This is a genomic window from Streptomyces sp. NBC_00212, from assembly GCF_045206365.1.
Lineage (GTDB): Bacteria > Actinomycetota > Actinomycetes > Streptomycetales > Streptomycetaceae > Streptomyces.
This window is the reverse complement of the sequence record NZ_CP108115.1, coordinates 7,682,570-7,705,221: the sequence shown is the minus strand read 5'-3', so window position 1 is coordinate 7,705,221 and position 22,652 is coordinate 7,682,570. Positions and strand designations below refer to the sequence as shown.

General features: G+C 71.8%; 21 protein-coding genes and 1 pseudogene. 11 read left to right on the top strand and 11 right to left on the bottom strand.

What is annotated here, in order from left to right:
* Positions 1–30: 30 nt before the first annotated feature.
* From OHA17_RS35125 to OHA17_RS35110, 4 genes are read right to left on the bottom strand one after another with little or no spacing between them, the layout of a single operon-like run.
* Positions 31–831, bottom strand: a complete 801-nt coding sequence (locus tag OHA17_RS35125; protein WP_406509838.1) for a class I SAM-dependent methyltransferase — start codon at positions 829–831, stop codon at positions 31–33.
* Positions 832–853: 22 nt separating this feature from the next.
* A complete protein-coding gene (locus OHA17_RS35120; protein ID WP_406509837.1) occupies positions 854–1,717 on the bottom strand; it encodes an ABC transporter permease in 864 nt (287 codons plus the stop codon).
* Positions 1,677–2,504, bottom strand: coding sequence for an ATP-binding cassette domain-containing protein (locus tag OHA17_RS35115; protein WP_406509836.1), 828 nt, complete (start codon positions 2,502–2,504; stop codon positions 1,677–1,679). The genes OHA17_RS35120 and OHA17_RS35115 overlap by 41 nt, the downstream gene beginning before the upstream one ends.
* A complete protein-coding gene (locus OHA17_RS35110; protein ID WP_406509835.1) occupies positions 2,501–2,965 on the bottom strand; it encodes a MarR family winged helix-turn-helix transcriptional regulator in 465 nt (154 codons plus the stop codon). The genes OHA17_RS35115 and OHA17_RS35110 overlap by 4 nt, the downstream gene beginning before the upstream one ends.
* A 192-nt stretch (positions 2,966–3,157) precedes the next feature.
* Here OHA17_RS35110 and OHA17_RS35105 point away from each other — a divergent pair, with 192 nt between their 5' ends.
* The 5 genes from OHA17_RS35105 (at position 3,158) to OHA17_RS35085 (ending at position 9,341) form a co-directional block, all read left to right on the top strand.
* Positions 3,158–4,297 (top strand): hypothetical protein, encoded by a 1,140-nt coding sequence (locus tag OHA17_RS35105; protein WP_398875066.1) that lies wholly within the window; start codon positions 3,158–3,160, stop codon positions 4,295–4,297.
* Between the two features lie 133 nt (positions 4,298–4,430).
* The gene (locus OHA17_RS35100) at positions 4,431–5,648 is read left to right on the top strand and encodes a cytochrome P450 (protein WP_406509834.1); all 1,218 of its coding nucleotides are present in this window, start codon (positions 4,431–4,433) and stop codon (positions 5,646–5,648) included.
* Positions 5,649–5,718: 70 nt separating this feature from the next.
* Positions 5,719–6,390, top strand: a complete 672-nt coding sequence (locus tag OHA17_RS35095) for a transcriptional regulator (RefSeq protein WP_406509833.1) — start codon at positions 5,719–5,721, stop codon at positions 6,388–6,390.
* 367 nt (positions 6,391–6,757) lie between these two features.
* Positions 6,758–7,660, top strand: a complete 903-nt coding sequence (locus OHA17_RS35090; protein WP_406509832.1) for a nitroreductase/quinone reductase family protein — start codon at positions 6,758–6,760, stop codon at positions 7,658–7,660.
* 133 nt (positions 7,661–7,793) lie between these two features.
* Complete coding sequence (locus OHA17_RS35085) at positions 7,794–9,341, top strand: alpha/beta hydrolase (protein WP_406509831.1); 1,548 nt, start codon at positions 7,794–7,796, stop codon at positions 9,339–9,341.
* On the opposite strand, the pseudogene OHA17_RS35080 reads toward OHA17_RS35085, so the two are convergent.
* Positions 9,338–9,415 (bottom strand): annotated as a pseudogene (locus OHA17_RS35080) (phosphodiesterase); the annotation flags it as partial. The gene OHA17_RS35085 and the pseudogene OHA17_RS35080 overlap by 4 nt on opposite strands.
* A 298-nt stretch (positions 9,416–9,713) precedes the next feature.
* Here OHA17_RS35080 and OHA17_RS35075 point away from each other — a divergent pair.
* Together OHA17_RS35075 and OHA17_RS35070 are read left to right on the top strand one after the other, a co-directional pair.
* Positions 9,714–11,189, top strand: coding sequence for an MFS transporter (locus OHA17_RS35075; RefSeq protein ID WP_406509830.1), 1,476 nt, complete (start codon positions 9,714–9,716; stop codon positions 11,187–11,189).
* The gene (locus tag OHA17_RS35070; RefSeq protein WP_406509829.1) at positions 11,186–11,755 is read left to right on the top strand and encodes a TetR family transcriptional regulator; all 570 of its coding nucleotides are present in this window, start codon (positions 11,186–11,188) and stop codon (positions 11,753–11,755) included. The genes OHA17_RS35075 and OHA17_RS35070 overlap by 4 nt, the downstream gene beginning before the upstream one ends.
* A gap of 39 nt (positions 11,756–11,794) precedes the next feature.
* Here the strand turns inward: OHA17_RS35070 and OHA17_RS35065 are convergent, their stop codons facing one another.
* Together OHA17_RS35065 and OHA17_RS35060 are read right to left on the bottom strand one after the other, a co-directional pair.
* Positions 11,795–11,986, bottom strand: a complete 192-nt coding sequence (locus OHA17_RS35065) for a ferredoxin (RefSeq protein WP_398875052.1) — start codon at positions 11,984–11,986, stop codon at positions 11,795–11,797.
* A 31-nt stretch (positions 11,987–12,017) separates the two neighbouring features.
* Positions 12,018–13,250 (bottom strand): cytochrome P450, encoded by a 1,233-nt coding sequence (locus OHA17_RS35060; RefSeq protein WP_406509828.1) that lies wholly within the window; start codon positions 13,248–13,250, stop codon positions 12,018–12,020.
* A 199-nt stretch (positions 13,251–13,449) separates the two neighbouring features.
* Between OHA17_RS35060 and OHA17_RS35055 the strand changes: the two genes are divergently transcribed.
* Positions 13,450–14,451: a cytochrome c oxidase assembly protein gene (locus tag OHA17_RS35055; protein WP_406509827.1), complete on the top strand. Its 1,002-nt coding sequence runs from the start codon at positions 13,450–13,452 to the stop codon at positions 14,449–14,451.
* Between the two features lie 4 nt (positions 14,452–14,455).
* Here OHA17_RS35055 and OHA17_RS35050 read toward each other — a convergent pair whose 3' ends face one another.
* Positions 14,456–14,860 carry a hypothetical protein gene (locus tag OHA17_RS35050; protein ID WP_406509826.1) on the bottom strand — a complete coding sequence of 135 codons (405 nt, stop codon included), beginning with the start codon at positions 14,858–14,860 and terminating at the stop codon, positions 14,456–14,458.
* An 83-nt stretch (positions 14,861–14,943) separates the two neighbouring features.
* Complete coding sequence (locus OHA17_RS35045; RefSeq protein WP_398875043.1) at positions 14,944–15,714, bottom strand: DUF2127 domain-containing protein; 771 nt, start codon at positions 15,712–15,714, stop codon at positions 14,944–14,946.
* Between the two features lie 135 nt (positions 15,715–15,849).
* On the opposite strand from OHA17_RS35045, the gene OHA17_RS35040 reads away from it, so the two are divergent.
* Positions 15,850–16,497, top strand: coding sequence for a DUF1275 family protein (locus OHA17_RS35040; RefSeq protein WP_406509825.1), 648 nt, complete (start codon positions 15,850–15,852; stop codon positions 16,495–16,497).
* Positions 16,498–16,741: 244 nt separating this feature from the next.
* Entirely contained in the window at positions 16,742–18,175 is a 1,434-nt protein-coding gene (locus OHA17_RS35035; protein ID WP_406509824.1) for a PP2C family protein-serine/threonine phosphatase, read from the top strand.
* 66 nt (positions 18,176–18,241) lie between these two features.
* Here the strand turns inward: OHA17_RS35035 and OHA17_RS35030 are convergent, their stop codons facing one another.
* Entirely contained in the window at positions 18,242–19,735 is a 1,494-nt protein-coding gene (locus OHA17_RS35030) for a hypothetical protein (RefSeq protein WP_406509823.1), read from the bottom strand.
* Positions 19,736–19,968: 233 nt separating this feature from the next.
* Between OHA17_RS35030 and OHA17_RS35025 the strand changes: the two genes are divergently transcribed.
* Entirely contained in the window at positions 19,969–21,102 is a 1,134-nt protein-coding gene (locus OHA17_RS35025) for an aminoglycoside phosphotransferase family protein (RefSeq protein ID WP_406509822.1), read from the top strand.
* 72 nt (positions 21,103–21,174) lie between these two features.
* Here OHA17_RS35025 and OHA17_RS35020 read toward each other — a convergent pair whose 3' ends face one another.
* The gene (locus tag OHA17_RS35020; RefSeq protein WP_406509821.1) at positions 21,175–22,503 is read right to left on the bottom strand and encodes an N-acetylmuramoyl-L-alanine amidase; all 1,329 of its coding nucleotides are present in this window, start codon (positions 22,501–22,503) and stop codon (positions 21,175–21,177) included.
* Between the last annotated feature and the right edge of the window lie 149 nt (positions 22,504–22,652).

The window sequence follows — 22,652 nt, the reverse complement described above, 5'->3', positions numbered from 1 at the left end:
CCCGCCCTCGCCGGGCCGCCGGTCGCTTCCTCAGGCCGGCCGGCGGCCCCATGCGGAGATCATCGGCGAGGTGGTCAGGTCGAGGCGGCCCGCGGCTACGCTCGCGAGATGGCGCTCGATCTCGTCGTCGCTCGCCAGGCCCCGGTCCACGAGCTGGTCCCCGACCTGGCGCACGGTGGCCGCTTCGAGGACGGCGCAGGCGGGCGAGGTGACGGGGAAGTACGCGTCGGCCTCTACGCCCTCCAGGCCCAACTCCCTTAGCAGGCGCGGGAGTTTGCGGCCGTACGAGAGGTCCGCGCCGCGCTCGGCGAGGAGTTGCCGGAAGCCTCGGCGCAGGCGGTTGGCCCGTTCCTGTTCGGGGCCGTACTCGTCGAGGCAGAGCAGCGGCTGGAGCGCGGGGTCGGCGTCCTCGATGAGCAGGACGCCGCCGGGGCGCAGCGCCCCGAGCATGGCGCGCAGGGCCCGGGCCCGGTCCTTCACGTGGACCAGGACGAGCCGGGCGTGCACGAAGTCGAAGGGCCCCGAGGGCGCCTCGTCCTGCCCGACGTCGTGGCGGCGGACCTCGACGTTCGGCGGCAGGGTGGCGCCGGTGAGCCATCCGGTGTCGAGGTCGGTGGCGAGCACCTGCCCGTCGGGGCCGACCCGTTCGACCAGGCCGCGCGGGACGGAGAGGCCGCCCGCGCCCACTTCCCACACGTGGTGCCCGGTTGTGAGGCCCAGCGCGTCGAAGTGGCGGAACGTCGTGGCGTCGAAGAGTTCGGCGAGCGCGTCGAACCGCTCGCCCGCCTCGGTCTGCCGGTTGTCCAGGAGGTATCCGTTGTCCTCGGTCATACCGATCATGATGGCAGTCGGCTCAGCGGGCCAGCCTGCCGAGCAGCGAGGAGGCGGCCAGGATGCCGAGCGCCGCCGCGAGCAGCAGTACGCCGTAGTCCAGGCCGAGGTGGGTGGGGGTGCCGAGCAGCAGTCCGCGCAGGGCGTCGACCTGGTAGCTCAGCGGGTTGGCCTTGCTGACGGCCTGGAGCCAGCCCGGCATGATCGACACCGGGTACAGGGCGCTGGAGCCGAAGAACAGCGGCATGGTGATGGCCTGGCCGATGCCCATCAGGCGGTCGCGGGTCAGCACGATCCCGGCGATGGACATCGACAGGCAGGAGAAGAACGCGGAGCCGAGGACGACCGCGACGCCGACGCCGATCAGCTTCAGCGGGTTCCACGTCAGGGCCACCCCGAGCAGGGCCGCGATCGCGATCACCACGACCGCCTGGATGAGCGCCTTGACCCCGGCCGCGAAGGCTTTGCCGGTGATCAGCGCCGAGCGCGGGGTGGGCGTGACGAGCAGCTTGGTGAGGATGCCCGAGTCCCGCTCCCAGATGATCATGATCCCGTAGAAGATGGCGATGAACATGGCGGACTGGGCGATGATGCCGGGCGCCAGATAGTCGATGTACGGGATGCCGCCGGTCGGGATCGCTTTGATGCGGGTGAAGGTCTCGCCGAAGATGAGCAGCCACAGGGCGGGCTGTACGGCCCGGGTGTAGAGCTCGGCGCGGTCGTGCCGGAGCTTTTGCAGTTCGACCGCGCACAGGGCGCCGCCCCGGGCGGGCAGGACGCGCCAGCCGGTGCGGGGCCGCGGCGGGACGAGGAGCAGATCGAGGGCGCCTGCGGTGTCGAGGGACTCAGCCGAGGCGGGCTGCGGTGCGGCGGGTGCTGCGGACATCGCGGAAGTCACCTCCCTCACTGTCGAGCCCACGGCCGGCGACGTCGCGGAAGACGTCCTCCAGGGTGGGCGGCGGATCGTCGGTCCCGCGGCGCTCGCGCAGCTCGGACTTGAGACCCGCGGGCGTCCCGAGCGCGCGTATCCTGCCGCGGTGCATGAGCGCGAGGCGGTCGCAGTACTGGTCGGCCTCGTCCATGTGGTGGGTGGTCACGAGCACGGTCATTCCGGTGGCTCGGCGCACCGCGTTGATGTGCTCCCACACGCTGGTGCGGGCGATCGGGTCGAGGCCTATCGTCGGCTCGTCGAGCATGAGCAGGCGGGGCGCGCTGACCAGCGCCTGGGCGAGTTCGAGGCGGCGGATCATGCCGCCCGAGTAGGTGCGGGCCATGCGGTCGGCGGCCTCGGTGAGGTCGACGGCGTACAGGGCCTGCGCGACGCGGCGGGCGCGTTCCTTGCGCGGGACGTCGAAGACGCGGGCGAACAGGGCCACGTTCTCGCGCCCGGTCAGGCCCGCGTCGGCCGACAGCTGCTGCGGTACGTAGCCGAGCAGCCGGCGCACCGCCATCCGTTCCCTGGCCGCGTCGTGGCCGAAGACCCTTATGCAGCCCGCCGGCACCGGCAGCAGGGTGGTGATGCAGCGGATCGCGGTGGTCTTGCCCGCGCCGTTCGGGCCGAGCAGGCCGAAGACCTCGCCCGTGGTGACGGACAGGTCGAGCCCGTCGACCGCCCTGGTCTCGCCGAACGCGTACTCAAGGCCCTCGCACATCACCGCGTCGTCGTCGCTCATGACCCCTCCGCTTCCTCGTGCAGGTTCTCGGCGAGCCGGCGCAGGGCGGGCAGGGCCGCGGCGAGGGCGGCCCGGTCGGCCGCGTCCAGGCGCGCCACCTGCTCCCGGACGAGCGCGGCGCGGCGCCGCTGCCAGTCGCGCAGTCGCTCGACCGCGGCGGGCGTCGCGTACAGCCGGGCCGAGCGGCGGTCGCCCGGATCGGTCTCGCGCCGCATGTACCCGTCCTTGACCAGCTGGTTGACCAGCGTGGAGACCGAATTGCCCGCGAGGTACAGCTCCTTGGCTGCGGCCGACACCCCGATGCCGGGCCGGCCGGCGACGAGTCTGAGCAGCTCAATGTGGGCCCCGCGCAGCCAGGGCACGGTGAGCCCGCGGCGCAGTCGCCGCCGGACGAGCCGCTGGACACCGGCGAGCACGTCGGCGAAGGAGTCGTCGAACGGTTCGGCCTCTTCGACAGCCATGCCCCCATTTTATCTCTCACTGAGAGGTATCGGCCAGACCCGTGCACGGCAGGGACCCCGCGGAGTGTGGCGACGAGCACATGTGGACCCACTGTGAGAACGGACTCGGCCCACATGACATCTTTCCCCGGGGCCTCCCGTGCTCCACGCAACGCCATTCGCAACGGGCAGGGAAACAGGAGCTGAACGCACGTGCCGGCCATCAGTCAGAGGATGCATCTGATCCTGCTCTCCGCATGGACCGCGCTGTGGTTCGCCGTGGTGGAGCCCAACGGCGGCTTCTCCTGGCACTATCTGCGGGCCGGCGGCGAACTCATCTTCCAGGGCCCTTCCGGTGACGGCACCGGCGGGCTCAACCTCTACGCCCACCACCCCGAGCTCCAGATGGGCCCGGTCAGCTTCCTGACGGCCGGACTCTTCAACCCGTTCCCCGAACGGACCGGCCAGTTCCTGGCCGCGCTCCTGATGTCGGTGCTCGGCCTGGTGATCGTGGTGCTCGCCGGACGCAGCGCCGCCTGGTACTTCCTGGGGACCGGCACCAACCACCAGCGGCTGCGGCAGCGGGTGCTCATCGCCGGTCTCGCCTTCATCCCGATGTGGATCGAGGTGTCGGTGCGCTTCGGCCACCTCGACGACGTGCTCGCGCTGTTCTTCACCGCGCTCGCCGTCCGCTCGGTGACCCGCGACAGCCCGGTGGGCACCGGGGTGTGGCTCGCGCTCGCGATGGACTCGAAGCCGACCGCGGTGACGTTCGCCGCGCTGCTCTTCGCGCTGCCGCGCCACCAGTGGCTGCGCGCGGGGCTGTGGTGCGCGGCGGTGGTCGCCGTCGCCTGGGCGCCGTTCTTCCTCACCAACCCGCACTCGATGTCGGCCGCCGGTTTCGCGATACCCAACCAGCCCGCGTCCGCGCTGCGCTGGCTCGGGGTGGCCGACGCCGAGACGCCCGGCTGGGACCGCCCCGCGCAGGCGGCCCTCGGTCTGCTGCTCGGCGCGATCGCGGTGTGGCGGGGGCGGTGGGCGGCGGTGGTGCTGCTGGGCGCGAACGCGCGGATCGTCCTGGACCCCAGCGTCTACACGTACTACACGGCGTCGGTCCTGCTCGGGACCCTCCTGTGGGACGTGATCGGCCAGCGCAGGCTGGTCCCGTGGTGGAGCTGGCTCGCGCTCCTGACGCTGTACGGGAGTGTGTTCGTGGTGCCGGACGATGCGGCGCGGGGGCTGATCCGGCTCGCGTTCGTGGTCGTCTCGACGGCGTACGTGCTGCTGTGGCCGCAGCGCGACAGAACCCGGGACCGCAGGCGAAGGCGCCGGTCCGCCTCCGTGCCCGCCTGAGGGCCGCCCGGCCCCGATCGCCGCCTCGGGCAACTTTCCTGGCGCCCGGCCGATGACATGACGGTACGTCAGATGCGATGCTCGGCGAAGCCGCCCGACAGGTACCGGCGGCCGGCCGAGAGGAGCCGCCGTCATGGCCGAGGTGTCGCAACCCCCGCACGACAGCCGGTCGTTCCCCTTCCCGCCCGGTCCGCTGGGCGGCTGCCCCGAGGAGTACCGGCGGCGGCGTACGGAGTGTCCGCTCGGGCCCGTCACGCTGCCCAGCGGCGACGAGGTGCTGCTCGCCACGGCGTACGACGACATCCGCGAGGTGCTCGCGGGCGCGGCCTTCTCGCGCGACCTCCGTTACCCGGGCGCGCCCCGGATGCTGCCCGGCGACGCGCTTGGCGAGGATCCGGGCGCGCTGACCAGCATGGACGGCCCCGAGCACGCGCGACTGCGGCGCATCGTGCAGGGCGCGTTCACGCCGCGCCGCGCGGAGGCCCGGCGCCCGCAGGTACGCGCCATCGCCGAGGAGCTCCTGGACGGCATCGTCGATGCGGGACCGCCCACCGATCTCCTCGCCTCGTACGCGTTCGCGCTGCCCGTCGAGGTGATCTGCCGGCTGCTCGGGGTGCCCGCAAAGGACAGCGGGCTCTTCCGGGCCTGGTCGGACGCCCTGCTCTCGCTGACGCCGGCCGCGGCCGACGAGCGGCGGCGGGCTTCGGCCGAGTTCGGGACGTACGTCGAGGCCCTGGTGGCCGAGCACCGCCGGGCGCCCGGCGGCGACCTCGTCGACGCGCTGATCGAGGCGCGCGACGAGGGCGACCGGCTCAGCGAGGCGGAGCTGGTGCGGATGGTGTGCGGGCTGATCGTCGCGGGCCACGAGACCACCGCCCACGTCATCGCGCGCGGCGTCCTCACCCTGCTGCGCCACCCGGCCGAGCTCGCCGCGCTGCGGGCCGATCCCGGACTGCTGCCGGACGCGGTCGAGGAGATCCTGCGCCTGCAGATTCCCGGCCACGGGGCGCTGCTGCGGGTGGCGACCGCGGATGTGACGCTGCCGTCGGGCGCCGCGGTGGCCCGGGGCCGGGCGGTACTCGCCCCGATGGTGGCGGCCAATGACGACCCCGTGCGGTTCCCCGAGCCCGGCCGCCTCGACATCCGCCGCACCGACAGCAAGCACCTCTCCTTCGGCCACGGGCCGCACTTCTGCCTCGGCGCGCATCTCGCCCGGGTGGAGGTCCAGACCGCCCTCGAAGCGGTGGTGCGCCGCCTGCCGGGGCTCGCGCTCGCCGTCCCGGCCGAGGAGCTGACCTGGACGACGGGAAGCCGGGTGTGCGGGCTTCGCCGGCTGCCCGTCACCTGGTGAGCGCGCGGGGGCGGGGCCGCGTGAGACGCTGGACGGGACCGCACCGGCAGACTTGCGAAGAGGGTCCCTCATGACTCGTCAGACGCGCACGGCCAAGGACATCATCGCGGCGACGTCGGCCGCGCTCGCCCCCGCGGCGGACGACAATCGGCTCGTGCCGCTCGTCGAGGCCGGGACCGCACCACTGTCCGCGCTCGCCGGGCTCGCCCTGGAGCAGCGCCACATCATCGCCTCCGACCGGCGCGCCTTCGAGCTCCTGGCCGAACGTTCGGGCAAGGGCACGGCGTGCGCGGAGTTCTTCGGCTCGCTCGTCGTGGGCGAGACGCTGGCGCTCGAACGGCTCGGCGCGTACGAGAGCGCCTGCGGGCTCACTCCGCAGGCCATCGGCCAGTACGAGCCGAAGGCGGGCTGCCAGGCCTATCCGGCGTATGTGGCGTGGCTGGCGCTGAACGGCGAACCGCCGAGCGTGGCCCTCGCGCTCACCGCCAACTTCGCTGCCTGGGGCGGCTATTGCGCGCGGGTGGCCGCGGCGCTGCGCACCCGGTACGGGTTCACCGACCGGGCGTGCGGGTTCTTCGACTTCTTCGCGGGCCCGGCCCCCGAGCTCGAACAGCAGGCCGTCGCGGCGGTCGCCGCCGGCTCGGACGACGAACACGGCGAGGGCGTCGGCAGCGGGGCGCACTACGGGCGGCTGCTCCAGACCTACGAGTCGATGTTCTGGAACACGCTCGCGCAGGCCTGACCGGCCGGAGCCGTGCCGGGCCGCCGGGTTGACACCGTGGAGCGCGGCTGGCTGTAATGGCCCGCGTGTCGCGTGACGCCGGTCAAAGAGCAGTGGGCCGGCCGGCAGTCGGGCGAACACCCTTTTCGAGGGACCGTGTCATGAGTTCACACTCCGCATCCCCCGCCTGACGACAGCCTCCGCGCACGTCGTCCACCCGTCCCGAGCGGTGCCCCGCACCGCCGTACGACAACCCGGTCACGCCCCGCTTTTCGTGACGGCCGCCGCCCTTTCGGCGACCGTCCGCCGCCGCGCGTACCGGGGACGGCGTTGCCGCGCCCCATCGCGAGCATCCACACACCTTGATTCTTGGGAGATCCCCCACCGCATGACCATGTCCTTCAACCAGCGCGTCATCGAGGAGTTCCGGGCCAACGCGGGAAAGGTCGGCGGCCCCTTCGAGGGCGGCGACCTGCTCCTGCTGACCACCACCGGCGCGAAGTCCGGCGAGCCGCACACCGTCCCCCTGGCCTGCGTCCGGGACGGCGGCCACCTGATGATCGTCGGCTCCAACCTCGGCGCGCCGAGCCACCCCGACTGGTACCACAACCTGCTGGCCCGTCCCACGGTGCGGGTGGAACTCGCCGCCGAGCAGTTCGAAGCGATCGCCGTACCCGCCGAAGGGGCGCGCCGCGAGCGGCTGTTCGCGCGGATCGTGCGGGTGCTGCCCGGATACGGCGACTACCAGGCCGGCACCGAACGGACCCTGCCGGTCGTGGTTCTGGAGCGGCCGGAGCCCGGGCCCGAGGCTCCGCGCGAGGTCACCAACCTGGCCGACAAGCTGATGGAGGTGCACACCTGGCTGCGCACCCAGCTGCGGCACGTCGCCGCCGAGGCCGACGCGTACTTCGCGGCGCGGGCCGCGCACGAGGGCCCGGGCGACGCCCCGGCTCCGGGGCTCGGCCTCCAACTGCGCCAGCACTGCCTGGCGTTCTGCCAGGCGCTGGAGTTCCACCACACCGCCGAGGACCACCACATGTTCCCGGGGCTCGCGCAGTACCACCCCGCGCTGGGCGACGCCCTGCAGCGGTTGCGCGAGGAGCACGAGACGGTGGCCCGCATCCAGGGCGACCTCGTCGCACTGCTCGACACGCTCAGCACGGCCGACCCCTTCGACTTCCGCACTCAACTGGACGCCATGACAAAGGAGTTGACCGCTCACCTGATCTACGAGGAGGAGGAGCTGCTGCCGGTCCTGAAGGCCGTGCCGTTCCCGCCGACGGGTCCCTGAACCACCTCGGGGGTGGCATTCGTGCCACCCCCGATCCTGGGGGTGACCGGATCGCGGCAGGGGTCCCGGGCGGTGGACGATCTGTTCGACCGATTCACCGCAAGGGGAGCGATCCCAACGGGGAGAGAAACACATGCAGTTGTTCAGGAAGCCGGCCCGGTGGGCCGCGGCCGCCGCGTGCGGGCTGCTCGCCGCGGCCGCCCTGCCGGGCGGTGCGGCGAGCGCCGCCGCGAAGAGCACCACCCCGCCCGTGCCCGACCGCTACCGCCTCCAGCAGCTCGACTGGCAGCCGTGCGTGTCCGGCACGCTGGAGTGCGCCACGATGGCCGTGCCCCGCGACTGGTACCACCCCGACGCCGGGCCGAGCCTCAGCATCCAGGTCTCCCGGCACCGCGCGACCGACCCGGCCAAGCGGCAGGGCGTGCTCATGATGGCGGCGGGCGGGCCCGGCTCCTCGGGGTACAAGCGCCCGGCCAACCTGACGGAGCACAGCCCGAAGCTTTCGGCGGCGTACGACGTCGTCAGCTTCGACCAGCGCGGGGTCGGGGCGAGCACCAATGTGGTCTGCTCGGACCAGGACAAGGTCGACGGATTCTTCAACAGCGGGGACCTGCGGGACCGTTCACCGCAGGCGCTGCGCGCCACGTTCGACCGGGCTCGTGACTTCGTCGCGGACTGCGAGCGCAATTCGGGTGACCTGCTGCCGTACATCACCACCGACCAGGCGGTGCACGACATGGATCTGTACCGGTCGCTGCTCGGCGTGGACAAGGTGTCCTACTACGGGCCGTCCTACGCCACCGTCCTCGGCGCGTACTACGCCACCGAGTTCCCGCGCCGGGTCGAGCGGGTCGTCCTGGACAGCAACGTCGAGTTCACCGGCGGTTGGGAGTCGTTCTTGACGGGGCAGCCGATGAGCTTCCAGCGCCGCTTCGAGCAGGACTTCCTGCCGTGGCTGGCGAAGAACGACGCCACCTATCACCAGGGCCGCACCCCCGCCGAGGCCAAGGCGTCCTACGAGCGGCTGCGGGCCTCGCTGCACGACCACCCGCTCGACCTCGACGGCACCGTGATCACGCCGAACCACCTCGACGCCGCCGCGACGAACTGGATGTACGGCGCGGCCGACGGGTTTCCGAAACTCGCCTCGCTGATGGGCCTGCTCGAACACCCCGACAGCGCTCCGGCGGACGCGAAGAAGACCGTCGCCGAGCAGATGCGGCACTTCTACGGCGCCAATTTCTTCGCCGACTTCTCCGCGGTCACCTGCGGCGACACGCAGTGGACGCGTGACAGCCGCTACTGGGTGGCCAAGAGCACCGAGGCGACGCGCGTCAACCCCCTTGCCGGGGCAAGGGAGTTGACGTTCGCCGCCATCTGCGCGAACTGGCCGCGGTCGAAGGCGCCGCACATCAAGGTGACCGGGAAGGGGCTGCCGCCGGTCCTGATGCTCAACTCGACGCACGATCCGGCGGCTTACTACGAGGGCGCGCTGCGCGCCCATCGCGCGCTCGCGGGCTCACGCCTGATCACCGTGGACGACGGCGACCACGGCCAGTTCCAGACCGGCAACGCGTGCGCGGACGGCTACGTCGAGGACTACCTCCTCGACGGCACGCTGCCCGCGAAGGACACGACGTGCGCGGGCACGCCGTTGCCGCAGCCCGCGGTGCGGGACTAGATCACCACGCGGTAGTGCGTGGTCAGCCGTCGGTCGTCGCCCAGGATGTGGAAGGCGAGGCCCGGCGGCTGCTCCCCTTCGACGAGGCCCTGGCCCGGATTAACGCGGCGGCCACCCTGGAACCCGTAACTCCAGTCCTGGAGTGGGTAGTTGAGGACTCCCCCAAGGTCCGGCATCGTTCGGCCGGGGTCGCGGCGCGCGAGCGGCTGCGGGAACCGGGCCCGCGCCGCCCGGCACTACCGCAGGCACCGGAGCGCGAACGACTGACGCCGAGGAGAAACCGCCCCGGTGGGCAACAGGGGGTGCACAAGCGTTTACCCTGGGGGTGAACGGACGTACACCCCTGCCCGCACTCCAGCCGTACGGAGAGTCATGCCCCCAGCGATACCCGCGGCCACCGACCCGCCGCGCCCCCGCTTCTTCGTCGGGGTCCTCGCGTTCTGCGGTGTGGTCGTGGCCGTCATGCAGACGCTGGTGGTGCCGTTGCTTCCGCACGTGCCCGCGCTGACCGGCAGCACCCCGGCCGCGGCGAGCTGGCTGGTCACGGTCACGCTGCTCACCGGGGCGGTCTTCACGCCGGTGCTCGGCCGGGCCGGTGACATGTACGGCAAGCGAAAGCTGCTGCTCGTCTCGCTCGGGGTGCTCACGGCGGGCTCGGTGATGTGCGCGGTGAGCTCCCACATCGGGATCCTGATCGCGGGCCGCGCCCTGCAAGGGGCGGCGCTCGCGGTGATTCCGCTGGGCATCAGCATCATGCGGGACGAACTGCCGCCCGCGAAGGTGCTCCCGTCGGTGGCCCTGATGAGTTCGACGCTGGGCATCGGCGCGGCCGTGGGACTGCCCGTCGCGGCCCTGGTCGTCGAGCACTTCGACTGGCACACCATGTTCTGGGCGTCGGCCGCGCTCGGGGTGCTCGACATCGCCCTGGTCCTGTGGTGCGTGCCCGAGTCGCCGCTGCGCTCGCGCGGCCGGTTCGACGCCGTGGGCGCGCTCGGACTCTCGGCGGCGCTGGTCGCGGTGCTGCTGGCCATCACCCAGGGTGCCGACTGGGGCTGGACCTCGCCGCGCACTCTCGCGCTGCTCGGCGCGGCCGTGGTGATCTGGCCGCTGTGGGGCGCGTACGAACTGCGCACCCGCTCGCCGCTGGTGGACCTGCGGGTCTCGGCCCGGCCCGCGGTGCTGCTCACCAATGTGGCGGCCCTCCTGATCGGCTTCGCCTTCTACGCCAACTCGCTGGTCACCGCGCAGATGGTGCAGGAGCCGAAGGCCACCGGGTACGGGCTCGGCGCGTCCATCGTGGTCAGCGGGCTCTGCCTGCTGCCGGGCGGCCTCGCGATGGTGGCGCTGTCCCCGGTGTCGGCCAAGATCTCGGCGAAGTACGGCCCGAAGGCCGCGCTCGCGCTGGCGGCCGCCATCATGGCGGTGGGCTACGGGGTGCGGTTCTTCACCAGCCACAGCCTGCCGCTGATCATCGCCGGGGCCACAGTGGTGTCCTGCGGCACCGCGATCGCCTACTCGGCGCTGCCCGCCCTGGTGATGCGCGCGGTCCCGGTGAGCGAGACGGGCGCCGCGAACGGGCTCAACACCCTGATGCGTTCGGTCGGCCAGGCCTGCTGCAGCGCGGTGGTGGCCGCGGTCCTGGCGAACGTCACCTTCCAGGCCGGCGGGCACACCGCCCCGACGCTGCACGCCTATCTCCTGGTGTTCCTGATCGCCTCGGGCGCGGCCCTCGCCGCACTGGTCGCAACCCTGTTCCTGCCGGGCCGCACCGCCCCCGCCACCGGTACCGTCGGGGCGGACCGTGCCGAGGGCGCGACGGGACGTACGACGGCCGAGGAGAGCGCATGACGGGGCAGCCTGCCACCGGCGGCGACACGGAGACGGGCCGGGACGCGATCCTGCGGGCGGCCCGCCGGGCTTTCACGCTGCGCCCGTACGCCGAGGTCACGATGCGTTCGATCGCCGCCGACGCGGGGGTCAGCGCTTCGCTCATCGTCAAGCGGTTCGGCAGCAAGGAGCGGCTCTTCCACACGGTCGCGGACTTCGAGCCCGCCGCCGACGCGCTGTTCGCGGCGCCCCTTGAGGGGCTCGGGCGGCACCTCGTTCTCACGATGGTGCGGATGCGGCGCGAGGATCAGGGGGATCCGCTGCTACGGGCGGTGTTCTCGCTGGGAAACGTGGATGAACGGACACTGCTGCGGGAGCGGTTCCGCGAGCAGGTCACGTCCCGGCTGGCCGGTCAACTGCGCGGCGGGGACAGCGAGTTGAGGGCCGAGTTGATCGCCGGTCTGCTGCTGGGCCTGGGCGCGACCCTCAGTCTGCACCGGCCGGGCGCCGGGGAACGCGCCACGCCCGAGCAGCTGGCGGATCTGTACGCGCCGGCTGTGCAGCGGATGATCACCGGCTCGAAGTGACCGAAACCGGACGTTTCGCTAGTCGTTAAGGGGGTTTCGCTAGTCGTGGAGGGTGATGGCCTGCACCGGGCAGGCCCGGGCGGCTTCGCGGACCAGGGGGTCGCCGCCGCCGTCCTCGCGGCCGGGCAGCAGCGCGCTGAACCCGTCGTCGTCCTGGGTGAAGACGCTCGGGGCGGTCAACGCACACTGCCCCGCGCCGATGCAGACGTCCTTGTCGATGCTGATCCGCATGTGCGGCTCCTTTCCGTCGGTCCCTGCCGCGCTACCAGGCGACGGGGAGTTCGACCATTCCCTGGATGGTGTCACCCGGCTTGAACGGGATCTCTTCGGCGGGCACCGCCAGGCGAAGGCCGGGCAGCCGGTCGAAGAGGGAGCGCAGCGCGATCTCCATCTCCGCCCGCGCCAGGTTCTGGCCCAGACACTGGTGGATGCCGAAGCCGAAGGCGACGTGGTGGCGGCTGGTGCGGTGCCAGTCCAGCTGGTCGGGGGCCTCGTAGCTGGCGTTGTCCCGGTTGATGATCGACGTCGAGAAGACGACGCCCTCGTCGGCCCGGATGGTCTGGCCGCCGATCTCGATGTCGTCCAGGGCCACCCGCAGCATCCCGTCGGCGATCGACAGATAGCGCAGGAGTTCCTCGACCGCGGCCGGCATGAGCGCCGCCTCGGAGCGCAGCTCGGCCAGCTGTTCCGGGTGCTGGAGGAGCGTGAACGTGCCCAGCGAGATCATGTTGGCGGTGGTCTCGTGGCCCGCGACCAGCAGGATGGTGGCGAAATCCACCAGTTCCTGGCGGTCCAGCGTCCCTTCGTTCAGGCGCTGCTCGATGAGTTCGTCGAGCAGCCCGTCGCCGCGTTCCTTCTGTTTGCGGTCGATCAGGCGGACGAAGTAGTCCTCCAACGCGTCGCGGGCCGCCTCGACGTCGGCGGTCTCCGGCCCGCGAAGGAGCTTGCGGGACTGGCCCTCGAAGAACTCGTGGTCCTCGTACGGGACGCCGAGCAGCGCGCAGATGACCATCGACGGCACGGGCAGCGCGAAGGCGCTGACCAGGTCGGCGGGCGGCCCCTGCTCGATCATCCGGTCGAGCAGCTCGTCGACGGTCCGCTGGATCTGCGGCCGCAGTGAGGCGGTGCGCTTGAGGGTGAAGCTGGGGATGAGCATCCGGCGCTGGGTCGCGTGCTCGGGGTCGTCGACGCCGAGCAGCGCGGTGCGCCGCCTGGTGATCGCGGCGAAGCGGGCCGTCGGCGACGGGAAGGCCAGGTTCTCGCGGTTGGAGGAGAGCCGCGGGTCGGCGAGCAGGGCGCGCGCCTCGGCGAGCCCGGTGACCATCCACACGGTGCGGCCGTCGTAGAACCGGACGCGGGCGAGCGGTCGCTCGTCGCGCAACGGCTGATATGCGGTGGGCGGCTGGTAGGGGCAGCTGCGGTCCTGCGGGAAGGCGACGCTGCCGGTGTCGGTGGCGGTGTGGTCCGTGTTGACGCTGGTGTTGCTGCCTGTCATGTAGACCTCGCAAGCGAAGGGTTCCGTCTTGCCGATCTCCACTACATGCCTCGGGCACCTATGACGTCTACACGTTCTTCGGCCGAATCCATACCTTCGGCCGAGCGCCCGCGGGGGCCGGTGCGAGAGCCCCGGAGCGGCGGGTCTAGCGTGTTGGCGGCCCGTCGTACGTCACGGGCCGGTGAGGAGATCGAGCCGGATGTCCGGTATGACGCTGAGCGAGGCGGCGGGCAGCCTGCCCGAGCTGACGACGGGGCGGCTGCTGTCGGTGTGGCAGCCGGACGCGGCGGCGCTGCTGCTGATCGTCGTCCTGGGCGGCCTGTACGGCTGGGGCGTGCTGCGGCTGCGCCGCCGGGGCGAGCGCTGGCCGCTGCCGCGCATCGCGGCCTTCGTGTTCCTGGGCCTCGGCAGCCTGGCCGTCGCCACGATGTCGGCGCTCGCGGTGTACGACACCGAGCTGTTCTGGCCGGCCGCCGTGCAGAACGTCCTGCTCGACCTGATCGCGCCGCTGGGCCTCGCGCTCGGCGACCCGCTGCGGCTCGGGGTGCTCGCGCTGCCCGAGCGGGGGGCCGGCCGGCTGAAGGGTGCGATGAGCGGGCGCCTGGTCCGCTTCCTCACCTTCCCGCTGGTCAGCACCGGCCTGGTGCTCGCCTCCGAGCTGTGCATCTACTTCACGCCGTACTTCGAGACCGCGCTGCGCCACGGCCCGCTGCACGAGCTGATGTACCTCCAGCTGCTGCTCGCCGGGAGCCTCTTCGTGCTGCCGGTGCTCACCCGCGAGGAGGCCCTGCCCGCCTGGTGCAGCCACCCGGTGCGGGCCGCGCTCGTCTTCGTCGACGGCCTGATCGACGCCGTGCCCGGCATCGTGGTGATGACCCACAGCACCCTGATCGCGGGCTCCTGGTACCTCCACCACGCACCCGCCTGGGCGCCCGACGTCCACCGTGACCAGCAGCTCGGCGGCGGCGCGATGATCACCATCGCGGAGCTGGTGTCGCTGCCGTTCCTGCTCGCGATCCTGGTGCAGTGGTCGCGCGCCGACCGCGCCCAGCGCGTCGTGCTCGACCGCCGCCTGGACGTGGAACTGGCTCCGGCCGCCCCGATGGCGGGACGGCCGGAGGACACCGAGCTCGTACGGCCCTGGTGGGAGACCGACGGCGGAACGGTCGGGCAGCGGATGCGTCAGCGGCCCGGCGACTGAGCGCTCAGTGCCGGTCGCGGCGCCTGCGCAGCCGGCTCACGATGAACCAGATCACGAACACGACGAACGCGATGAAGAGGATCACCAGGATCAGCAGGAAGATCCCGAGCTTCTTGAAGAAGCTGCTCTTCTTTTTCTTGGACTTGGACTTCTTCGACGCGAGGACGCTGGACTTGCCCGCGACGGTGTGCCGGCCGGACTGCGCCGCCGCCTGGACCGGCTGCGCCAAGTCCCGTACAGAGGTGGCCTGTTGGGCCGTCGAGGCCACGGCTGTGGTACGGGGTGCGGCCTCGGCCGTGACCGGTCCCGCCACCAGGGCGGTGCCCAGCAGCAGGGCGAGCAGCACGGCGGCGCGGCGCAGCGGACCCCGGCCAGTCCGCGAAGTGGGCGTGGCGTGCGGTTCGTTCATGGTTGTCATCCCCCAGGGAAGCTCGGTGCGGCGGACCTGCCGCACGCTGTCTGTATCTGTACCCGACAAGAGATCGGTACGCCTCAGCGGTGCGCCGCGACGCCCGCCGTCGTCTCCACCTCGATGAACGAGGCGCTGTGGCGCTCCGCCTCGAACGCGGCGAACCCGCCGCGCAGGCCGAACAGGCGCTTGGCGAGCAGGATGTAGAGGACCGCGAGGATGTTGATCGCCAGGGTGGCGATCTTCACCCAGCTGATCTTCTCGGTGAGCTCGTAGATCTCCAGGGGCAGGAACATCGCCGTGGCGACGACGGTGAGGTACTCGGCCCAGCGCTTGGCCCGCCACAGGCCGACGCCCTCGACGATCTCGATCAGCGCGTACACGAGCAGCGCCACCGCCACGATCACCAGCGTGGAGTGCTTGTAGTCGAAGGTCTTCTGGATGGTGCCGACGACCGGCGAGTGGTCGAGGTCGTAGTGGAAGTGGCGGAAGACCGGCCGGAACACGTCGAGGTACTCGTCGAAGAACTGGCGTACCGAGTCCTGGCTGTTGCTGAACTTCCACACCGCGAGCGCCACCAGGACGATGAACACGCCGCGCACGGCCCGCTCGACGGCCAGGAAGCGCAGGATGAACAGATCGCGCAGAACCTTTCCGCGCGGCACCAGCGGCGCCTCGTCGGCCGGCCCGGAGCCGTGCGGCGCGCCCAGGGCGAAGTCCCCGCAGCGCAGACAGCGCCAGGCCTCGCCGAGACCGGTGTCGGCCCGCAACCGGTCGCGCAGCACGTCCTCCTGCGGCGCGTACGTCACGTGGCCGCGGCGCGCACAGGTGCGCCGGTCCCAGTCGATCTTCATGCTCTTCCTCCCGTGAGGCCCGCGACGCGCGCGGACCGGTGTACTCACAGGGACCGTAGTGGACTCTTGTCGTGGACTTGCCACGGGGTCGGGTCCCTGCCGCCTCCGTCCTGCTAAGGAGACGAGAATGCGCTGATGAGTTCCGCGATCACGACAACTTCTGCCGCCCGGTCCGACGAAAAGTTCCTCCTCGTCCTCTCCGCGGCTTCCGGGGCCACCGACGCGTTCGCCTTCCTCTGTCTGGGGAAAGTGTTCGCGGGGGTCATGACCGGCAACCTCGTCCTGGTCGGCGCATCGGTGGGCGCCGGGGACCGCGAGGCGGTGCCCCGCGCCCTGACCGCGCTGCTCGGGTACGCCCTCGGCGCGGCCGGAGCCGCCCTCGGCGCCCACCGCCTCGCGCCCCGGGTGCTGCTCGCGGCCCAGACCGTACTGCTCGCGCTCATGGCGGCCGGCTGGGCGCTGGGGCTCGGGCGCTCGCTCGGCTCGCAGTTGGTGCTGCTGCTCGCGGCGGCCCTCGCGATGGGCGTGCAGGCGCGGGCGTGGGGCACTCCGACCACGTACTTCACGGGTACGTTCACGGGCCTCGCGGGGCGGCTCGCGAAGCGGGAGGTACGGGAGGCGGACCACTGGGTGGCGGGACGCCTGGTGGCCGTCGTGGCGGGGGCGGCCGGCACGTCCCTGGTCGACTGGTGGTCGGCCTCCGCGGCGGGCGCGGTGGGGGCCGTGCTCTGCGCGGCCGCGCTCACCCTCCGGCCGCGCCAATCGGCCTCCGCGCAGGCCTAGTCCGCGGCTCGGCAGCGGCGTCGGCCGGCCGCCGCGCGAGAAGGCCCGCCGATCGGACCAGCCGCATATGCCCGGCGGTAACCCCCGCTCACGACAGGCGAAACCGCTCGCCTTTGGCATATGCCACAAGCACCACCGTATCGAGTGTTGCCAAATCCCTTACGGGGCATCGCTCCCTGTGCAACAGTCGTTACCGGTCCACTTCATCAGACCAGGCACTACCGCGGCCGCATCGGAGAACGTCATGCCGTCCCATCTGTTCGCGGACCGTCCCGCTCCACAACCGCCCGAGCGGGGCACGGTCGACGCACTGATCACGCAGACCCGTCGGCTGCGCGGGGGCGTGGACGCGGTGCGCCGCGACGCGTTCGTGGACGACGACGACGCGCAGGGTCGCTGGCAGCGCGCCCTGTGCGACCTGGCGGTCCATCAACTCGACGACCTGGGCTCGCACTTGGACCAGTTGCGCGAGGGGCTGAGCGCCGAGGAGGAGGACGCGGCCGCGCTCGCCGTCGAGAGCGCGTTCAGCGACGACCCGGGCGCCGGCACCCTGCTCAGCCGGGTCGGCAGCGCCGAATGGGACCTGCTGACCGACGCGGTGAGCTGGTCCGAGGAGCTCTTCCAGATCTTCGGGCGGCCGCCCGAGAGCGGCGGCATGTCGCTCGACGAACTGCCCACCATGGTGTTCGCCGACGACCAGGCCCTGCTCACCTCGATGGTGACCGGCGCCCTGGTGGACGGCCGGCCGATCGACGGGGAGTTCCGGATCGTACGGACCGACGGCCGCGTCCGCACGCTCCACATGCTGGGCGAACCGGTGCTCGACGCCGACGGCTGCACCGCTTCGATGTGGGCCGTCCTGCGCGATGTGAGCGAGCTGCGGCGCAGTCAGCGAGCCGTGCGGGAGAGCCGCGACTGTCTGCAGCGCCAACGCCACATCGCCCAGACCGAGCACCGGCTCGCGGTCGAGCTGCAGGAAGCCGTACTGCCACCGTGGCGCGGCTCCCTGCGACTCCCGCAGGGCGGCCCCGGCGCGCTCGACATCGCCGCGCACTATCTGCCGTCCTCCTCCAGCGCCCTCATCGGGGGCGACTGGTACGACGCGCTCGAACTCCCCGACGGGGCCTCGTTACTGACCGTCGGCGACCTCACGGGGCACGGTGTGACGGCGACCGGCGCCATGGCGATGCTGCTCGGCGCACTGCGCGGAATGGCCGTCGCGGGCATCGGCCCGGGCCCTTTGATGGGCCACCTCAACCAGCTTCTGGAGACGACCGTGCAGCCCGCCCTGGGCAGCGCGGTCTGCTGTCGCTACGAACCCGCCGGGCGCAGGCTCACCTGGTCCCAGGCGGGCCACCCCGCCCCGCTGCTGTTCCGCGACGGGACGGGGCGGGCGCTCGGCGCACCGGAGGGGGTGCTGCTCGGCGCCACCCACGGGGCGTCCTACGGCCAGGCCGAGGTCACGCTCCAGGCGGGCGACCTGCTCGTCCTCGGCACCGACGGGCTGACCCGGCGGGGCGCGTCCGAGGCGTCGGAACAGCGCCGGCTGCTCGAACTCGCCCCGCTCTTCGACGGCGGCCGCACAGCCCAGGACTGCGTGCGGATGATCGTCGAGGAGTTCGGCGAGCACGAGCGCGAGGACGACGCCTGTGTGCTGGTGGCCCGCATCGGGCCCTGACGCACAGGCGGAGGAACGGCCCGAGGGGGGCCCGGGGGTTGTACGCGTCCGGCGTACAACCCCCTTCTAGATGTCCGCGATCCGGCTCCGCTTCGCCGGCGCCTGGGGCAGCGCCAGCTCGATCTCCTCCCGCAGATCCTGGATCTTGGCGTAGCTCGCGTACTGGCCGGTGAGCCGGTACATCTCGCGCAGCCGGTCCCAGGTGCGGTGCGAGGAGGTCTCCCCCATCGACACCAGCGCCAAGCGGGCGTAGCGGTCCGCCTGTTCCGGGTCGTCGGCGATGAAGCAGGCCGAGGCCAGCGAGATGTAGTCGAAGATCTTCGAGCGCTGCCGGCCACCCACCCGCAGCTCAAGCGCCTGCTTGGCGTGGCGCTGCGCGATGGTGGCCGCCGCCGGATCGTGCTCGGCGAGCGTGCGGAAGGCCAGGGCCTCCATGCCGTGCAGATCCGCCTCGTCGAACATCTGCATCCAACTGGGCGGCGGCACATCGCCCTTGTCGGAGACGAAGAGCTCCTCCGCCTCGCCGAGGGTGCGGCGCATCGCCTGGCCGCGCCCCATGGACGCCTGCGCCCACGCCTCGATGGTGTGCAGCATCGCCTTGGTGCGCGGCAGGGTCTCCTCGCCCGAACCGGACTTGGCGAGCTTCATGAGGTCGAGGGCTTCGCCGGGACGGCCCAGGTGGACCATCTGGCGGGCGGCCCGCGAGAGGGCTTCGCCGGCGCGCGGGCGGTCGCCGCCCTCGCGGGCCGCGTGCGCGGCGATGACGAAGTACTTCTGCGCGGTGGGTTCGAGGCCGATGTCGTGGGACATCCAGCCCGCGAGGACGGCCAGGTTGGCGGCGACGCCCCACAGGCGCCGCTGGAGGTGGTCGGGGTGGCGGTAGGCGAGCATGCCGCCCACCTCGTTGAGCTGGCCCACCACCGCTTTGCGCTGGAGCCCGCCGCCGCGCGAGGCGTCCCAGGCACGGAACACTTCGACCGAACGCTCCAGGGCGTCGATCTCCTGCGATCCGATGGGGGCGGCCTCGTAGCGGTCGAACCCGGCGGGATCGGCGTGCAGGGGGTCGTGGAGGCGGGGGGCGTCGGCCGAGAGTACGGGGTCGGTGTGCAGCCAGTCGTGCATGGCGCTGCTGAGTACGGAGCCGGTGGCGAGCGCGGCGCCCGCGCCCACCAGACCGCGTCGGTTGAGCATGAGGTCCATTCCCGTGAATTCGGTGAGGACCGCTGCCGTCCGTTCGGGCGCCCACGGAAGGCCGTCCGGATTCTTCGTGTTCCTGACGTTGTTCCGCTTTCCAGCGCGCCCGTGCCGGTCGAACCCGAGGTCCTCGATGGTCACGACACGGCCGAGTCGCTCGGTGAACAGCGCCGCCAGCACCCTGGGCACCGGATCGCGCGGGGCCTCCCCCATGTCGATCCAACGCCGCACCCGCGAGGTGTCGGTCGCCAGTTGGGGGTGGCCCATGGCCGCCGCCTGCCGGTTCACCATTCTCGCGAGTTCGCCCTTGGACCAGCCGGCGAGGCCGAACAGGTCGTTCAGGCGGGTGTTGGGTTGTCCGCTCACGTCAAGCCCCCAGGTTCTCGGCTGAGTTGACAGTAATCCCCCTGTCAGATGCGGCGCGAGTATTCGCCACGGTTCGCCAGGGCACGCCAGATGGTGTGCCACCCGCGGCCGGGTGTCAGGTAAGAGAGCGCCACCCCGACCCGGGGGCCGGACCCCATTCCCCAGGGTGCGGCTCGGCCACCGGGACGGGTAGCGCACGCAACTTGTCGGCACACGAAGGGATCTGTCACCCCATGTACACAGCATCGTCCTCCGTGTCCGCGCCGCCCCGGCCGCACCGTCCTCTGGGGGCGGGTGGCGGACCGTACCTCGATCCCACCCACGCCGGGTCGGCCTACGGTGCGGGCCGGATGCCGCGCCGGCCCGGGGCGGGCACGCAGCCGCTCAGCGGGAGAATCGACTTGTCCGGCCCGCAGGGCGCGCAGCTGCGCATCGCGATCTCCTCCGTGCAGCGCATCTGTCCGGAGTTCAATCCGGTGCAGGTGCTCCGGCACAGCGGACGCTCGGTGCTGATCGTCGGCACGACAGGACGCACGACGGCCGTCGCCAAGTGTTTACTGGACCACTCCCCCGCCTGGGCCGAGCGGTTCAGGCACGAAATAGCTGCGTATCGCGCCTTCGTCCGGCACCGCCCACCGGTGCGGGTGCCGCGGCTGATCGCCGCCGACCCCGACAACTGCACCCTGGTGATCGAGCGGATGCCGGGCCGGGCGGCGGCCCTGCAGCGGCACCCGGTCGAGGCTCCGCCGCGTGCCGATGTCAGGGCCGCCCTCGGGGCGATCGGGCGCATCAACGCCTGGCGGCCGCCCGCCGAGATGTTCGGCAGGCCGCTGGACTACGCGCCGAGGATCGCCCGTTACCACGAACTCGGCCTGTTCACCGATCGGGATCTGAGTGACCTTCAGAAACTGGTGCACGGTCTGGCCCTGTCCGGCCGGGTCGACTGGCAGTTCTCACACGGTGACGCGCTGCTCTCCAACATCCTGCTTTCGCCGGCCGGTCCGGTCCTGGTCGACTGGGAGCACGCGGGCTGGTACCTGCCCGGGTACGACCTGGCGACGCTGTGGGCGGTCCTCGGCGACGCCCCGATGGAGCGGCGGCGGATCAGCCAGGCGGCTCAGGCGGCGGGCCCCGCCTCGCGGGACGCCTTCCTGGTGAACCTGATGCTCGTACTGACCCGCGAGATCAGGACGTACGAGACGGCGGTGCAGCGCACGATGCGGGACGCGGCACCGGCGAGCCCGGCACAGACGCCCCCGCCGGGTGTGCTGTCCGCCGGGGAGCAGCAGCGCCTGCTGCTGCGCAGGCTGCACGACGACTGCGCGCTGGCGCGGCGGGCCGTGCGGGCGGCGGTCGGCACGCGCTGACCGCCGGGCAGAGGGGGAAGCGTGCTGCGCGTCCAGTGCCGACACACTGGGCGCGCAGCGCGCTGTCGTGCGTCAGCGCACCCGGACGACGTCCACGTCCGAGGCCTTCACGAAGGCGATCCGGTGGCCGATCTGCACCGTCACGAAGCGGGTGCTGCCGGGGAAGTACGTGTGGTCGTAGGGGTACGACGAGTCGATGGTGGGGGCGTAGTAGTAGCCCGCGGGCGTCGGCTCACCGCCGGGGTAGGACTGGCCGGCCTTGATGGTGTAGCCGAGCGGGACGCTCACGCGCGGCGCCTTGAAGTCCGCCGGGTAGTCGCTCGCCACCGGGTATGCGGTTCCGTAGACCGGCACATCGGTCAGTCCCGGCTTGGGGCGTACGACGTAGCCGGCGGTCGGGGTGGTGGTGCGGGTGTGCTCGGGGCTCTGGAACCAGGCCTTCTGGCCGTACCACCAGATCGCGGTCCAGCCGGGTTTGCGGTCGGCGACCACGGCCTGCTGGGTGGCGCTGATCCTGCTGCCCCAGTCGCCCGCGCAGTTGGTGCCGGGCTGGCCGGGCGGGTGGAGCCCCGGGTCGGCGAACAGCGGGGCGGTGGTGGATGGTTCGGTGTGCAGCGGGACCGCGCTGGAGGGCTGCACGGGCAGGTCGATGTTCTTCTCGCAGTCCCGGACGGCCTGGAGGTTCTGCTTGAACTGCGGGTTGATCGTGACCAGTTGGCTGTCCGGGCGGCCGGTGGGCTCGGTGGGTCTCCCGAGCAGGGTCATGAAGTGGTTCCAGTCCCAGTACGGGCCCGGGTCCCAGTGCATGGCGGCGGTGCCGGACTGGGTGGTGGGCGGCACGTTGTCGTGGCCGAGGATGTGCTGGCGGTCGAGCGGGATGTCGTACTTGGCGGCGAGGTAGCGCACCAGGGCCGCCGTCGAGCGGTACATCTCGGGGGTGAACCAGGTGGCGCCCTCGGTGGCGTAGCCCTCCTGCTCGATGCCGATGGAGTCGGAGTTCATGTACCAGTTGCCGGCCTGCCAGGCGACGTCCTTGGTCTTCACCATCTGGGTGACGCGGCCGTCGCTGGAGCGCACGACGTAGTGGGCGGAGGCGGCCCGCGTCGGGTCCTGGAAGATCTTCAGGGTGGTGGCGAAGGTTTCCTCGGTGTCGTGCAGGACGATGTACTTGATCTTGTTGGTGTGAGGGCGGTCCGAGAGGTCGTAGTTGCCGTACGCCTCCTTGTTGGCCGGGTCGCCGGTCTGCTGGTAGGCCGCCGGAACCCAGTCGCACTTCAGGACGCGGGGGCATTCGGTGCCGCCCGCGGCCGCGCTCGCCGGTGAGGCGGGGGCCAGGGCGAGGCCCAGGGCGCCGGCCGTCGCGGTCGCGAGCGCGAGTCTGATCCTCTGCTTGGACGTCATGGACAACCCTTCTTGCCGGGAGGTGCATGGGCTCTCTCGCCGTGCGGCGCGTGGGTACGCGCGGGACACTGTGTGACCCGGGATGACGGCTCGTCAAGTACCTCTCGGGCGCGCTGACTTGTATCAGTGGCCCAGACCTCTGACAGGGC

Excerpts from the sequence above, each read along its gene's own strand:
- OHA17_RS35035 (WP_406509824.1), top strand. The coding sequence starts at position 16,742 with ATGCCGTCCCATCTGTTCGCGGACCGTCCCGCTCCACAACCGCCCGAG.
- OHA17_RS35065 (WP_398875052.1), bottom strand. The coding sequence starts at position 11,986 with ATGCGGATCAGCATCGACAAGGACGTCTGCATCGGCGCGGGGCAGTGT.
- OHA17_RS35055 (WP_406509827.1), top strand. The coding sequence starts at position 13,450 with ATGTCCGGTATGACGCTGAGCGAGGCGGCGGGCAGCCTGCCCGAGCTG.
- OHA17_RS35045 (WP_398875043.1), bottom strand. The coding sequence starts at position 15,714 with ATGAAGATCGACTGGGACCGGCGCACCTGTGCGCGCCGCGGCCACGTG.
- OHA17_RS35075 (WP_406509830.1), top strand. The coding sequence starts at position 9,714 with ATGCCCCCAGCGATACCCGCGGCCACCGACCCGCCGCGCCCCCGCTTC.
- OHA17_RS35070 (WP_406509829.1), top strand. The coding sequence starts at position 11,186 with ATGACGGGGCAGCCTGCCACCGGCGGCGACACGGAGACGGGCCGGGAC.
- OHA17_RS35120 (WP_406509837.1), bottom strand. The coding sequence starts at position 1,717 with ATGTCCGCAGCACCCGCCGCACCGCAGCCCGCCTCGGCTGAGTCCCTC.
- OHA17_RS35090 (WP_406509832.1), top strand. The coding sequence starts at position 6,758 with ATGACCATGTCCTTCAACCAGCGCGTCATCGAGGAGTTCCGGGCCAAC.
- OHA17_RS35040 (WP_406509825.1), top strand. The coding sequence starts at position 15,850 with ATGAGTTCCGCGATCACGACAACTTCTGCCGCCCGGTCCGACGAAAAG.
- OHA17_RS35060 (WP_406509828.1), bottom strand. The coding sequence starts at position 13,250 with ATGACAGGCAGCAACACCAGCGTCAACACGGACCACACCGCCACCGAC.
- OHA17_RS35125 (WP_406509838.1), bottom strand. The coding sequence starts at position 831 with ATGACCGAGGACAACGGATACCTCCTGGACAACCGGCAGACCGAGGCG.
- OHA17_RS35095 (WP_406509833.1), top strand. The coding sequence starts at position 5,719 with ATGACTCGTCAGACGCGCACGGCCAAGGACATCATCGCGGCGACGTCG.
- OHA17_RS35100 (WP_406509834.1), top strand. The coding sequence starts at position 4,431 with ATGGCCGAGGTGTCGCAACCCCCGCACGACAGCCGGTCGTTCCCCTTC.
- OHA17_RS35025 (WP_406509822.1), top strand. The coding sequence starts at position 19,969 with ATGTACACAGCATCGTCCTCCGTGTCCGCGCCGCCCCGGCCGCACCGT.
- OHA17_RS35020 (WP_406509821.1), bottom strand. The coding sequence starts at position 22,503 with ATGACGTCCAAGCAGAGGATCAGACTCGCGCTCGCGACCGCGACGGCC.
- OHA17_RS35050 (WP_406509826.1), bottom strand. The coding sequence starts at position 14,860 with ATGAACGAACCGCACGCCACGCCCACTTCGCGGACTGGCCGGGGTCCG.
- OHA17_RS35110 (WP_406509835.1), bottom strand. The coding sequence starts at position 2,965 with ATGGCTGTCGAAGAGGCCGAACCGTTCGACGACTCCTTCGCCGACGTG.
- OHA17_RS35115 (WP_406509836.1), bottom strand. The coding sequence starts at position 2,504 with ATGAGCGACGACGACGCGGTGATGTGCGAGGGCCTTGAGTACGCGTTC.
- OHA17_RS35085 (WP_406509831.1), top strand. The coding sequence starts at position 7,794 with ATGCAGTTGTTCAGGAAGCCGGCCCGGTGGGCCGCGGCCGCCGCGTGC.